The sequence below is a fragment of the Rhodococcus sp. O3 genome (assembly GCF_048897285.1).
GTDB lineage: Bacteria > Actinomycetota > Actinomycetes > Mycobacteriales > Mycobacteriaceae > Rhodococcus.
In genome coordinates this window covers 1-13,416 of sequence record NZ_JBMBTE010000132.1, presented here as the reverse complement: position 1 = coordinate 13,416, position 13,416 = coordinate 1, and the positions used below count along the sequence as shown (strand labels likewise).

The 13,416-nt window shown below is 69.4% G+C and carries 12 protein-coding genes and 1 pseudogene; 6 read left to right on the top strand and 7 right to left on the bottom strand.

Translation table 11 applies throughout. The features are described from left to right. From ACN675_RS24405 to ACN675_RS24395, 3 genes and pseudogenes are all read right to left on the bottom strand, one after another. Positions 1-387, bottom strand: a pseudogene (locus ACN675_RS24405) (carbohydrate-binding protein); the annotation flags it as partial. A gap of 64 nt (positions 388-451) precedes the next feature. Continuing rightward, the gene (locus tag ACN675_RS24400; protein ID WP_420753292.1) at positions 452-1,729 is read right to left on the bottom strand and encodes an MFS transporter; all 1,278 of its coding nucleotides are present in this window, start codon (positions 1,727-1,729) and stop codon (positions 452-454) included. Positions 1,730-1,768: 39 nt separating this feature from the next. Beyond that, positions 1,769-2,713 (bottom strand): NAD-dependent epimerase/dehydratase family protein, encoded by a 945-nt coding sequence (locus tag ACN675_RS24395; RefSeq protein WP_420753291.1) that lies wholly within the window; start codon positions 2,711-2,713, stop codon positions 1,769-1,771. A 131-nt stretch (positions 2,714-2,844) separates the two neighbouring features. Between ACN675_RS24395 and ACN675_RS24390 the strand changes: the two genes are divergently transcribed. Together ACN675_RS24390 and ACN675_RS24385 are read left to right on the top strand one after the other, a co-directional pair. After that, positions 2,845-3,561, top strand: coding sequence for a TetR/AcrR family transcriptional regulator (locus ACN675_RS24390; protein ID WP_420753290.1), 717 nt, complete (start codon positions 2,845-2,847; stop codon positions 3,559-3,561). A 46-nt stretch (positions 3,562-3,607) separates the two neighbouring features. Further along, a complete protein-coding gene (locus ACN675_RS24385) occupies positions 3,608-4,216 on the top strand; it encodes a YqgE/AlgH family protein (protein WP_420753289.1) in 609 nt (202 codons plus the stop codon). A 60-nt stretch (positions 4,217-4,276) separates the two neighbouring features. Here the strand turns inward: ACN675_RS24385 and ACN675_RS24380 are convergent, their stop codons facing one another. The 3 genes from ACN675_RS24380 to ACN675_RS24370 all read right to left on the bottom strand — a co-directional run bounded on the left by ACN675_RS24380 (position 4,277) and on the right by ACN675_RS24370 (position 7,213). Next, a complete protein-coding gene (locus ACN675_RS24380) occupies positions 4,277-5,662 on the bottom strand; it encodes a glutamate decarboxylase (RefSeq protein WP_420753288.1) in 1,386 nt (461 codons plus the stop codon). A 111-nt stretch (positions 5,663-5,773) separates the two neighbouring features. After that, on the bottom strand, positions 5,774-6,736 hold the full coding sequence (locus ACN675_RS24375; RefSeq protein WP_420753287.1) for a DUF1648 domain-containing protein: 963 nt from the start codon (positions 6,734-6,736) through the stop codon (positions 5,774-5,776). 72 nt (positions 6,737-6,808) lie between these two features. Continuing rightward, complete coding sequence (locus tag ACN675_RS24370) at positions 6,809-7,213, bottom strand: SdpI family protein (RefSeq protein WP_420753286.1); 405 nt, start codon at positions 7,211-7,213, stop codon at positions 6,809-6,811. A gap of 104 nt (positions 7,214-7,317) precedes the next feature. Between ACN675_RS24370 and leuS the strand changes: the two genes are divergently transcribed. Further along, positions 7,318-10,167 carry a leucine--tRNA ligase gene (gene leuS, locus ACN675_RS24365; protein WP_420753285.1) on the top strand — a complete coding sequence of 950 codons (2,850 nt, stop codon included), beginning with the start codon at positions 7,318-7,320 and terminating at the stop codon, positions 10,165-10,167. Between the two features lie 32 nt (positions 10,168-10,199). Here the strand turns inward: leuS and ACN675_RS24360 are convergent, their stop codons facing one another. Further along, a complete protein-coding gene (locus ACN675_RS24360; RefSeq protein WP_420753284.1) occupies positions 10,200-11,015 on the bottom strand; it encodes a lysophospholipase in 816 nt (271 codons plus the stop codon). Between the two features lie 177 nt (positions 11,016-11,192). Between ACN675_RS24360 and ACN675_RS24355 the strand changes: the two genes are divergently transcribed. From ACN675_RS24355 to ACN675_RS24345, 3 genes are all read left to right on the top strand, one after another. Beyond that, entirely contained in the window at positions 11,193-11,576 is a 384-nt protein-coding gene (locus ACN675_RS24355) for a nuclear transport factor 2 family protein (RefSeq protein WP_420753283.1), read from the top strand. After that, positions 11,576-12,577: an alpha/beta fold hydrolase gene (locus ACN675_RS24350; protein ID WP_420753282.1), complete on the top strand. Its 1,002-nt coding sequence runs from the start codon at positions 11,576-11,578 to the stop codon at positions 12,575-12,577. Before ACN675_RS24355 ends, ACN675_RS24350 begins: the two co-directional genes overlap by 1 nt. 48 nt (positions 12,578-12,625) lie before the next feature. Further along, positions 12,626-13,416 (top strand): DUF6777 domain-containing protein (locus ACN675_RS24345; protein ID WP_420753281.1); only part of this gene is annotated, 791 nt, incomplete at its 3' end.

Below are 13,416 nucleotides of genomic sequence, written 5' to 3'. Positions count from 1 at the left end.
GGATCCGCTCGAACCGCTCGAGCCGCTGGAACCACTCGAACCGCTGGAGCCAGTGCCCCCGATCGGGCTGTCGGGCTTCGGCAGGGTCTCCGGGCACGGGTCGGCGCACGGGTCCGCCGGCAGCGGCGTCTGCGGCACCCGCGTCGTGTCCGGGACGGGACCCGGCACCTCGACCTGTACGAACTCCGGGTACGGCACCGGCAGCTTCAGGACGCGCGGAATCTCGATCGCCGGCCCGCCGGATTCGGATTTCTCGGCGGACGGATCGAAACCGGTCTCCCCGCACGAATTCACCGGAGCTGCGCCGTCTGCGCTCGCGGGCACCGCGAGAAGCGGCAGGGTCAGTGAGACGAGCGTCAGCGACGTGAGCACCGCGCGACGGGACATGGGCGCCTCCTGACGGAACTGCACTCGAGTGCGGAACCAGGAGAACCTAGCAAATCGGGCCCGTTCACATCCGGAGGCGGCGCACGGCCAGGACCCCGGCGAGTCCGGCCAGATAGATCCCGACACCCGTGACGGCGAGGGTGGGCGACCGTCCGTCGGGCGCGACGAAGACGGCGGCCGCGGCGATCGCGGCGAGGAACGCGATGTTGAACACGGTGTCCTGGAGCGCGAAGACCTGGCCGCGCCGGGCGTCGTCGATCTCGATCTGCATCGCGGCGTCACCCGAGAGCTTGACGACCTGTCCGGCGAGACCGAGAAGGAACGCGGCGACGAGCAACGCCGTCTGGGTGAGCAGCGTGACGAACAGCAGTTGCACGATCGCGGCCGTCAGCAGTGCCCCGGTGATCGTGCGCGGCCGTCCCGCCCGGGGCAGGAGGATCGGGGTGACGATCGCGGCCACGAGCATCCCCGTCGCGGTCGCTGCGACCGCGACACCGAACCCGGTGAGTCCTTCGGCCGCGGAGCCGTTTCCGCCCTGGCGCAACACCAGAACCATGATCAGGGTGTCGATGCCGAAAACGATGCGGTGGGTGCCGATTCCGATCATTGCGACGGTGACGCCGGGTGCCTGCCAGACCGCGACGGCGCCGGTGTGCAGTCCGTCGAGGACGGATCGCACGGCGCTGCGTGGCAGGATCTCGTCCGGACCGAGACCGTGCCGCGGGAAGCCGCCGGCGGCAACCGCCGCGATCACCGATCCGGACGCTCCCAGCGCGACCGCGATTCCCGAGCCGGTGTCGCCCGCGCCGACGATCCCGATGGTGGTCACCGCGACCGCGGCACCCGTGGCCGACACTCCCGATCCGACGGTCGCGAGCACGGAATTGACCGGTACGAGCCAGGATTGGGCCACGGTGTGCGGTAGCGACGCGGATACCCCGGCGAGCACGAACCGGCTCACGCCGACCGCGGCGAGCGCCAGCAGCAGCAGGGTGGTCTCTCCCCCGCCGGTGAGCAACACCGCGGCCGCGGAGAGGATGAATGCGCCGCGCAGCATGTTGGCCCACAGCAGCACGAGGCGACGATCCCAGCGGTCGAGCAGCGCACCGGCGAACGGTCCGACGACCGAGTACGGCAGCAGCAGGACCGCGAACCCCGCGGCGATGGCGGCCGGATCGGCGTGCCGTTCGGGGTTGAACAGGATTGCCCCACCGAGCGCGGCCTGGAACAGTCCGTCGCCGAACTGGCTCGCGAAGCGGACGGTGGTGAGCCGGGCGAGGTCCGGTGAGTGACGGAGAGCCGTCGCCGTGGATCGCCATGCCTGCCGCTTCGACTCCTGCACGACCCGACACTATCCCCCGCCCGAGAGGCGGTGGGAACGTCAGGCCGCCGCCCGGTGCTCGCGCCACCACCGCACGGTTTCGGCGGCGGCCACCGGCAGCGGTGTGGCCGTCACCCCGAGTGCCTCCTCGCTGCGGCTCGAGTCCATGACGAACGGGTCGGTGAACTGGTAGAGCATCTCCGCGAGCTCGCGCGCGTCGCGGTTGACCAGGGCGCCGCCGCGCAGCACCCACGCGGGGATGGTGCCGACCTTCGGTACCGGCACGCCCGCGGCGGTCGCGAACGCGGCGACCATTTCCCGCTGCGTGACGGCCGGGGCGGTGGGTGCGTGCACGACGGTGTTCCACACGGCGGGGGTGTCGGCGGCGGCGATCATCGCGGCGGCCAGGTCCGGCACATAGGTGAACGAGTGCGGGACGTCGGCCGAGCCGAGCACCCGCGGGGTACGTCCCGCGAGGATCGTGGGGACCATGCGCTCGCCGGCGTGGGCGTTCAGCGCGCGCGGACCGAAGTAGTCGGACGCGACGACGCTGACCGTGGGAGTGGTGTGCGCGGCGCGTGCGGCGAGCAGGCGGGCGCGGACGCCGCGCTTGCCGGTGGTGGCGTTGCGCGGGGAGTCCTCGCGCATGACCCGGCCGGGCTCGCTGTAGGAGTAGAGGCTTTCCGGGAAGACCACGACCGCCCCGGCCTTCCCTGCCACGTCGAGAACGGTGCGTTCGGCGGCCGGGAGTTCGCGTTCCCACGCCTCGGCGCTGTAGGCGGAGCCGTGGATGCACATGTGGACGGCGGTGACCGTGTCGTCGCCGAATGCGGCGGCGAGGGCGTCCGGGTCGGAGACGTCGGCGCGGACGCGTTCGACGAGCGGATGGTCCGGTCCACTGCCGGAGCGGGTGAGGACGCGGACGCGCCGGCCGCTGTCGGCGAGCTGCTGGGCGACAGTCCAGCCGATGGGTCCGGCACCGCACACGACCTGGAGGTTCGACATGGTGTTCTCCTCTTCATCGAAATGTGAGCACTGCTCTCGTTTGCAACGAGCATGCGCCTCCACGCGGGCACTGTCAAGAGCACTGCTCACTTTTGTTGACAGTGCTCACGGATGAGGGCAGGCTCGGGGGTATGGCAGCAACGACACCCCGCGCCCGGGCCCGAGCGCAGACGATGGCCGACATCCTGCGTATCGGCCGCGAACACCTCGCCGTGCACGGCGCCGCCGCGCTGTCGCTGCGTGCCGTCGCACGCGACCTCGGCGTCGTGTCGTCCGCCGTCTACCGCTACGTCGCCAACCGCGACGAACTGCTCACGCTCCTCGTCGTGGACGCCTACGAGGAACTCGGCAACGCCGTCGACAACGCCGTCATGGTCGTCGACCCGCACGACGCGCCCGAACGCTTCCGCGCACTCGCCCGCGCGGTCCGCCGGTGGGCGCTGCGCGAACCCGCCCGCTACGCCCTGCTGTTCGGCAGTCCCGTGCCCGGTTATCGCGCGCCGGCCGAGCGCACCACCGAACCCGGCACCCGCGTCGTGGCCCGGCTCGTCGAGATTCTCACCAGCGCCTACGCGGACGGCACGCTGCGACTGCCCGAGCCGGACGGAATTCCCGGCAGCCTGCACGCCGACCTCGACCGGATCCGCAGCGAAACCGGCACCGATCTCCCCGACGCGGCCCTGGCCCGCGGCATTCTGCTGTGGTCCTCGCTGTTCGGTGCGGTGAGTTTCGAAGTGTTCGGGCAATACGGCGAGAACACCTTCGCCGCTCCCGACGACCTGTTCGAACACCATCTCGCGGTCCTCGCCGAGACGGTCGGTCTGACGGCTGCACCGGCAAAATCGTGAGCGGGGCTTACGGGCGTCCGGGTGGCGACAGTGGGATGATGTCCGAGTGGCGCAACACCAGGACGAACCCGAGGACCGAACGGCAGCAGCAACGCCGAACGTGCGGGCCGGGAGCCTGCTGGTGTCGGCCACCGACCTCGTCGAACCCACCTTCCGCCGCACCGTCGTCTACATCGTCGAACACAACGAATCGGGCAGTTTCGGTGTCGTGCTCAACCGCCTGAGCGACACCGCCGTCGGGGCGGTCCTGCCCCAGTGGGTCCCCGTCTCCGCCGAACCGAAGGCCTTGTTCGTCGGCGGCCCCGTCCGGCGCGACTCCGCGCTGTGCCTCGGCACCCTCCGCGTCGGCACCTCCGCCGACGGAATTCCCGGAGTGCGGCGCGTCGACGGACGCGTCGTCATGATCGATCTCGACACCGACCCGCAGGTCGTCGGACCCGTCGTCGAAGGTGTCCGGATCTTCGCGGGCTACGCCGGCTGGAGCGCCGGCCAGCTCGAGGGGGAACTGAAGAACCGCGACTGGATGGTCCTCTCGGCGCTGCCGCAGGACCTTCTCGCCCCGGCCCGCCTGGACCTGTGGGCCCGCGTCCTGCGCCGCCAGCCGCTGCCGCTCGCACTGCTCGCGACGCACCCCATCGAGGTCGAACGCAACTAGGTGGGCCTTCGGCCCCGGTGTGCCTTTGTGGCGGTCCCAGCCGCCACAAAGGCACACCGCTCAGTGAGCGAAATGCTTTTCCGTCGAATGCTTTCCGATCCCGCTCTTGCGCAGTTCGTCACACACCTCGACGAGGTCCGTGTGCAGCATCCGGGCCAGATCGGCGCTGAATCCCTCACGCACGACGATCCGCAGCACCGCGACGTCCTCTGCGTCCGCGGGCATCGTGTATGCCGGCACCTGCCATCCGCGGGCCCGCAGTTCGTGTGAGATGTCGAAGACCGTGAAGCCCGGATCGTCGGTCAGTTCGAAGGAGATGACCGGGATCGCCGTGCCGTCCGTGATCACGTGCATGCCCTCGATCTCGGAGATCCCCCGCGCCAACCGGACCGCCGTCGTGCGGAGTGTTTCCATGATCCGCTGGTAACCGGCGTGGCCGAGGCGCAGGAAGTTGTAGTACTGGCCGACGATCTGGTTGCCGGGTCGCGAGAAGTTCAGGGTGAACGTCGGCATGTCGCCACCGAGGTAGTTGACCCGGAACACCAGGTCCTCGGGCAGCGCGTCCTGGTCGCGCCACACCACGAATCCGATTCCCGGATAGGTCAGGCCGTACTTGTGGCCGCTGACGTTGATCGACGCCACGCGCGGTACCCGGAAGTCCCATTCGAGTTCGGGCCGCAGGAAGGGCACCACGAACCCGCCGCTCGCGGCGTCGACGTGCAACGGCACGTCCGGCCCACCCGACGCGGCAACCTCGTCGAGAACCGCGGAGATCTCCGACACCGGTTCCAGCTCACCGGTGTACGTGGTGCCGAGGATCGCGACGACGCCGATCGTGTTCTCGTCCACGGCTTCTCGCACCTGTTCCGGGGTGATCGAGTAGCGCCCGGGTTCCATCGGAAGGTACTTGGGCGTCACGTCGAAGTAGCGGCAGAACTTCTCCCATACCACCTGAACATTGCTTCCCAGAACAAGATTCGGACGGGAGGTGTCCCGGCCGGACGCTTCGTGACGTTGCCGCCACCGCCACTTGAGGGCGAGCCCGGCGAGCATCACCGCCTCGCTCGAGCCGATCGTCGACACACCCGTCGCCGACGACGGATCGAACTCCGTGAGCCCCGGCGCGTTGAACAGGTCCGCGACCATTGCGACACAGCGTTCCTCGATCGCCGCGGTCGACGGATACTCGTCCTTGTCGATGAGATTCTTGTCGAAGGTATCCGCCATGAGACGGCCTGCCTCCGGCTCCATCCATGTCGTCACGAAGGTCGCGAGATTGAGCCGGGAACTGCCGTCGAGCATCAGCTCGTCGTGGATGAACCGGTACACCGCTTCCGGTTCCATCGACCCCCGCGGCAGTCTCGCCGCGGGGACCGGGTCGGTGTCGAGGCGGGTCGTGTAGGCGGGAGCGAGAATCCCGTCGGGGTGTCGTCTTCGATGACTCACTGGAACCTCCGGGCATCCGGTCGATTGTGCTCCATGGAAATTCGCATTCCATTGAACCGGACCGGTCCGTACGATGTCCCCGTTTCCCCGTAGCTCGGTCGGCGCGGGGATTCAGCGCACGCGAGCGTCGGCGAGGCTGTTGAGCGCCCCGGCCATCTCCTGCGCCCGCTCCGTGGTCACGGTGAACTCGTGACCGCCCGCGGTGGTGAACACCAGCGCCGGGCCCGTGTTGGTCACCAGCCCGTACCGGCCGCGGCCCTTGGCCCGCAGCCCCCAGCCGCCCCAGTCCTCGAACGGCCGGGTCTCGGTGACCTTCGCGCCGATCATCTCGTCGAGGCCGTATTCGACCGCCGTCATGCCGAGGTTGCGCACGCGCACACCGGACTCGTCGACGGTCACCCGGAACCGGAGCAGGCTCAGCACCAGCACTCCGACCGGCAGGAAGATTGCGAGCGGCCACCAGGATCCGGCGGCGCCGCACACGAGCACGGCCGGGCCCAGCACCAGCAGCGCCAGCACGGTCGTGGTGCGGGTGCCGGTCCCGACCTGGTCGACGATCGGCAGCTCGACGCGACCGCGAGGGAGCTTCGCGTCCGGGGCAGCGGTCGCCGGGACCCGCTCCCGGTAGTCCCGGAGCAGCGCGGCCCCGACGAGCCCGACCGCGACACCGATCAGGACGCCGAGGCCGATCGACCACATCGGCAGCTGCGCCTGCGCCGCGTCGGCAAGGTCCAGTTGCGCCGCCAGCATCGTCACGTGGATGGTCGCCAGGAGTCCGGTGACGCCCAGCCCGACGACGAGCATGTACCGCCGCATCATCAGCATGGCCTGCGCGAGGGCCGCGATCGCGCTGCACCCGCCGCCGACCAGCACGATGACCAGGGCGATCGTCCACGCGTTCGAGATCGGTGAGGAGAACCCGTCCGGGTTCGGACCGGACCAGTGCGTCGCGATCTCGGCGGGCAGGCGAGGTTCCCACAGGACGGTGACCAGCACCGCGACCACCGCGGTGGCGATCGGAAGGGCGATGCCGAACAGGGCACCGGCGGGATCGATGATGCGGCGGGTCGTCACCGGCCCAGAGTAGGGACTGCGGGGCGATCCGCGAGAGTGCCCGAGACGTGTGTCGTCAGGCGGTGTGTGTCGTCAGGCGGTGGGCTCGCACGCGCCGCGCAGGCTGCACGCGCCGCAGGAGGTGCCGCAGCCCTCGGTCTCGTCGGGCTTGGTGGCCGCGGCCACACGCGCCGCGATGGATCCGCCGGCCCCGGCCGTGGCGAACGCCGCCACGACGGTGACGACGACGGCGACGACACCGGCGACGGTCGGCAGCGTCAGCGCGGCGACACCACCGGCGACGAGCAGCACGGCGGAACCGAGGATGCTGGGGGCCGCGACCTTGTTGGCCAGGGCGAACGTCTCGTCGTCGCGCAGTGTGTCGGCGGTGCGGACGCCGGCCCAACGGTTGCGTCCGAGCCGCCCGGTGAGCCCGGCGACGGCGACGACACCGACAGCGAGGGCGAGTACGAACAGCACGATGGCGACGATCAACACGGCGACCAGGATACCGCCGGACGCAGCCGCCGGTCCGGTCGGGTTCGGTCACGTTCTACCCTGGTCGGAGGTAACAGACGCCAGCCAAGTAGATAGCGACCGCCGTGACTCGTCCTGATCAGACTTCCACTCCGTCGTCCGACGCCACCCCGCAGCATCGGTACACCGCCGAGCTCGCCGGGCGGATCGAGCAGCGCTGGCAGGAGCTGTGGCGCGAACGCGGCACGTTCGAAGCGCCGAACCCGGTCGGCCCGCTGGCCGGCGACGTGCCCGCCGACAAGCTGTTCGTGCAGGACATGTTCCCGTACCCGTCCGGCTCGGGCCTGCACGTCGGGCATCCGCTCGGTTACATCGCCACCGACGTCTACGCGCGCTACCACCGCATGCTGGGCCACAACGTCCTGCACACGCTCGGTTACGACTCGTTCGGTCTGCCGGCCGAGCAGTACGCGGTGCAGACCGGCACTCATCCGCGCACCACGACCGAGGCGAACATCGCGAACATGAAGCGGCAGCTGCGCCGCCTCGGCCTCGGCCACGACGAGCGTCGTGCCGTCGCGACCACCGACGTGGACTTCTACCACTGGACGCAGTGGATCTTCCTGACCATCTACAACGCGTGGTACGACACGGAAGCCGGCAAGGCCCGCCGCATCTCGGAACTCGAGTCCGAACTCGAGTCCGGCGCCCGCACCCTCGACGACGGCCGCGACTGGGCCGCGCTGTCGGACGCCGAGAAGCAGGACGCGCTCGACGCCTACCGCCTGGTGTACCGCTCGGATTCGCTGGTCAACTGGTGCCCCGGCCTGGGCACCGTGCTCGCGAACGAGGAGGTCACCGCCGAGGGCCGCTCCGAGCGCGGCAACTTCCCGGTGTTCCGGAAGAATCTGCGGCAGTGGATGATGCGCATCACCGCGTACTCCGACCGTCTCATCGACGATCTCGAGTTCCTGGACTGGCCGGACAAGGTCAAGACGATGCAGCGCAACTGGATCGGCCGCAGCCACGGCGCCCAGGTGAAGTTCGCCGTCGACGGGCACGAGGCCGCCGAGATCGAGGTCTTCACGACCCGCCCCGACACCCTGTTCGGTGCCAGCTACGTCACGCTCGCTCCCGAGCACGCCCTGGTCGACGAGATCGTCGGCGGCGGGTGGCCCGAGGGCGTCGACGAGCGCTGGACCGGTGGCGCCGCCACTCCGGCCGAGGCCGTCGCCGGCTACCGCGCCTCGATCGCTGCCAAGTCGGATCTGGAGCGGCAGGAGAGCAAGGAGAAGACGGGCGTCTTCCTCGGCGCGTACGCCGTGAACCCGGTGAACGGCGAGAAGCTGCCGGTGTTCATCGCGGACTACGTGCTCACCGGCTACGGCACCGGCGCGATCATGGCCGTGCCCGGACACGACCAGCGCGACTGGGAGTTCGCGACCGCGTTCGGCCTGCCGATCCGCGAGGTCATCTCCGGCGGTGACATCACCGCCGAGGCGTACACCGGTGACGGTGTGCTGGTGAACTCCGACTACCTCGACGGTCTCTCCGTCGCGGACGCGAAGAAGAAGATCGTCGCGAAGCTCGAGGAATCGGGTGCCGGCACCGGCACCATCCAGTACAAGCTGCGCGACTGGCTGTTCGCGCGTCAGCGCTACTGGGGCGAGCCCTTCCCGATCGTGTACTCCGCCGACGGGCGCCCCCATCCGCTGCCGGAATCGATGCTGCCCGTTGAACTTCCGGATGTGAAGGATTACGCGCCGGTGTCGTTCGATCCGGACGACGCCGACTCGGAGCCGTCGCCGCCGCTCGCGAAGGCGACCGAGTGGGTCGAGGTGGACCTCGATCTCGGCGACGGGCTGCAGCGCTACACCCGCGACACGAACGTCATGCCGCAGTGGGCGGGCAGCTCGTGGTACCAGCTGCGCTATATCGACCCCACGAACCCGGACGAGTTCTGCGCCAAGGAGAACGAGTCGTACTGGACCGGTCCGCGTCCGGAGATCCACGGCCCGAACGACCCGGGCGGTGTGGATCTGTACGTCGGCGGTGTCGAGCACGCCGTGCTGCACCTGCTGTACGCGCGGTTCTGGCACAAGGTGCTGTTCGACCTCGGCTATGTCACCTCGTCGGAGCCGTACCGCCGCCTGTTCAACCAGGGCTACATCCAGGCGTACGCCTACACCGACTCCCGCGGTGTCTACGTTCCCGCCGACGAGGTCGAAGAGCGCGACGGCGAGTACTTCCACAACGGCGAGCGGGTCAACCGCGAGTACGGCAAGATGGGCAAGTCCCTGAAGAATTCCGTTGCGCCGGACGAGATCTGCGACGACTACGGTGCCGACACGCTGCGCGTGTACGAGATGTCGATGGGTCCGCTCGACCAGTCCCGCCCGTGGGCGACCAAGGACGTCGTCGGTGCCCACCGCTTCCTGCAGCGCGTGTGGCGCGCCGCGATCGACGAGGAGACCGGCGCGGTGCGTGTCACCGACGCCGAGCCGGCCGAGGACACGTTGCGTGCGCTGAACCGCACCATCGAGGGTGTGTCCGACGACTACGCGCACCTGCGGGACAACACCGCGATCGCGAAGCTCATCGAGTACACCAACCACCTCACCAAGACGTACCCGGACGGCGCGCCGCGGACCGCGGTCGAGCCGCTCGTGTCGATGCTCGCGCCGGTGGCGCCGCACCTCGCGGAGGAACTGTGGTCGCGGCTCGGGCACTCCGAGTCGCTCGCGCACGGTCCGTTCCCCGTCGCCGAGGAGAAGTGGCTCGTCGAGGACAGCGTCGAGTACCCGATCCAGGTCAACGGCAAGGTGCGCAGCCGCATCACGGTGCCCGCCGACGCGAAGCCCGACGCGATCGAGGCGGCGGCGCTGGCGGACGAGAAGATTGTCGAGCTGCTCGCCGGTGCCGCGCCCCGCAAGGTGATCGTGGTGCCCGGCAAGATGATCAACGTGGTGCGCTGACCGCCAGTTCCGGGTGACAGCGTTCTGCCGGATCAGTTCCGTTCCGGCAGAACGCTGTTCACGAAGTCGAGGACGTCCCCGAGGACCTCGTCGCGGTTGGTCTCGTTGAAGATCTCGTGGCGCGCACCGGTGTACGTGCCGGAGCGTGCCTGCGCACCGGAGTACGTCCCCCAGCCCTGCACGGTGCCCTCGATCGGTACCAGGCCGTCGTCGGAGCCGTGCAGCCACAGCACCGGAACCGAATCCACCGGGCCGGCCGCCGAGATGGTGTCGAGGCAGTTCTTCAGCGCCTGCACCGTGGGCCGCTTGAACGGGCCGTGCCACACGAGGGGGTCGGCGACGTAGGCGCGGCCCACCGCCGGGTCGCGGGAGAGCGTGTCCGGGTCGATGGGCGTGTCGGGAATCTCGTCGGCGGTGAGCAGGGCGTCGACCGCGGCCCAGGTGCCGAGCACCGGCGCGGACAGGACGACCGCGGCGAGGCTGTTGCCGTATCGCTGGGCGTAGCGCGCGGCGATCATCCCACCCATCGAGTGCCCGACGAGCACGACGGGCAGGCCGGGATTCTCGCGCCGCGCGGTCAGATCGAGCAGGTGGAAGTCGTCGACGACATTCTCGAAGTCCTCGACGAGGACCCGCTCGCCGTCGCTGAGTCCGTGCCCGACGTGGTCGATCGCGTAGACCGTGGCGCCGTCGGTGACGAACCGGGTCGCGACGTACTCGTACCGGCCGGAGTGCTCGCCGTAGCCGTGGCACAGCAGCACGACATAGCGCGGATTCTCGGCCGGCCAGTGGCGCCCGGCCAGGGTTCCGTCGTGACCTTCGAGGGTGAACGCGGCCGTCTCGCTCATGAAGACTCCTCGGTGTTCTTCGGTGACTGTGCGTGTCTTCGATATCGGTGCGTGTCCTGCGTGTCAGCCAAGCATCCCGCGCGCCGGGGCGGAGCCGATTCGGTGCGGGACCTGGTCTGCGGGCGCCGGTGACACTAGTCTCCTGATCTAGAACATGTTCTATTAGAGGAGGCATTCATGGCACCGTCCGCCGACGCGATCCGCGAGACCGTCGAGAACTACATCCGCTCGGTCGCGAAGGGCACGACCGACGATGTCCTGGCCCTGTACGCGCCGGGCGCGACCGTCGAGGACCCGGTCGGCACCGAACCGCGCACCACCGAGGAGGCCCTGCGCGAGTTCTACGGCGTCATCGAGCCGCTCACGCAGACCGGCGAGCTGCTCACCCTCAAGATCGCCGCGAACAACGCCGCGTTCCTGTTCCGCCTCACCACGCATCTCGGGGAGCAGGACCTCGTGATGGAGGTCGTCGACGTCATGACCTTCGACGACGACGCGAAGATCACCTCGATGAAGGCGTACTGGAACCAGGACGACATGGTCACGGTGCCCGCGTCCTGATGCGCAACGTCGTCGTCGAGGTCGATGGTTTCACGTGGAACATTGCCGAAGCCGGTGACGCCGACCGGCCCGCCGTCGTGCTGTGCCACGGGTTCCCCGGTCTCGGATACAGCTATCGGCACCAGGTGAGCGCACTCGCCGCCGCCGGCTACCGGGCGATCGCGCCGGACATGCCCGGCTACGGCGGAACCGACCGGCCGACGTCGATCGACGAATACACCAACGTCGCGGTTGCCGATCGTCTCGTCGGCCTGCTCGACGCACTCGGCATCGACCGGGCCGTTCTGGTCGGCCACGACTTCGGGGCGCCCGCGACGTGGACCGTCGCGCTGCGCCACCGCAGCCGCGTCGCCGGGCTGGTCCTGCTCGCGGTGCCGTACGCGCCCGATCCGCTGCCGGCGCGGCCCACCGAGCTGTACGCGGCGATGGCGCGCCGCCACTTCCTGCACCTGCACTACTTCCAGGAACCGGGGGTTGCGGAACGCGAACTCGACGCGCGACCCCGCGAGTTCCTGCAGCGGCTGTTCCACGCGCTGTCCGGCCGGTACCGGTACCTCGACATCTGGCAGCACCCGTCGGACGGAAACGGCTACCTCGACGTGCTGCCCGAGGCGCCGGACCTACCTTGGGACTGGCTGAGCGAGGACGAACTCGGCCACTACGCGAGGGTGTTCGCGCGAACCGGATTCGGTGGCGGCCTGTCCTGGTATCGCGCCTACGACGCCAACTGGGAGGCAGCGGCGGGAAGTGAACAGGCCCTGCTCGAGGTGCCGACGCTGTTCGTCGCCGGCGCCAACGACCCCGTCATCACCATGTCGGGACCGCACGCGCTCGAGCGGATGCGGCAGACGGTACCGGACCTCAGGGGTGTTCACCTGCTCGACGGTGCCGGTCACTTCGTGCAGATGGAACGCGCGCGCCGGGTCGACGAACTGCTCGTGAACTTCGTGTCGGAGGTGCTCACCATCGAGGACATATCGCCCGACACCCGATTGCGGTGAATCCGCAAATCCACCAATCGCATTTGTAACCCGTCCTAGTATGTGCGGGTGGCCACCGATGCCGCTGCGCGCGGATTCGGATTGGTGCTCGTTCTGACCGCGCTCGTGGTGAGCGGATGTTCGTCGGGTGGTTCCGAGCGAACCGAACCGGTGCGACTCGAAATCGCGACTGCACAGGACCAGTACCCCTGGACCGGACTGCTGCTGCCGGCCCAGGTCCCGGTCGTGGTGCCACAACCCGACGAGGAGGATGTCGAGGGCACCGGCGATCCGGTCGCCGTGACCGACGACGGCACCGCCGCGGTCGCCGGGGACCGTCCCGCGCTCTACGGCGGCAGCCTCGAGCGTGAACTGTGCGACCGGCAGGAACTCGTCGACACCCTCGAGCAGGATCCCGCGAAGATCGAGGCGTGGCTCGGTGTCCTGAAGGTCACCGACGCCCGCGAATACGTCCGCAAGCTGACACCGGTGCTGTTGCGGGCCGACACCCGCGTCACCGTGCACGAGTACCGCAGCGGCCACGTCGTCCCCGTGCAGTCGGTGCTCGAGGCGGGCACGGTCGTGCTCGTCGACGATCGCGGCACCCCGAAGGTGCGGTGTGCACGCGGCACACCGTTGACGGCCCCCGTACTGTCACCGGTCCCGGAACTGACGGGCGACGGCTGGGAGGGACTGGATCCGAAGCGGTTGTTCGTCGTGCAGCCCGCCGCGACCTCGGTGCCGCAGCTGACGGTCGTCGACATCTCCACCGGCGACCTGCTGCCGGTGCCGATCGGAGCGGGGCCGCGGCAGCCGGCACCGACGCCGCCACCCGAGTCCGAGGTCGCGAGCCCCCCGCG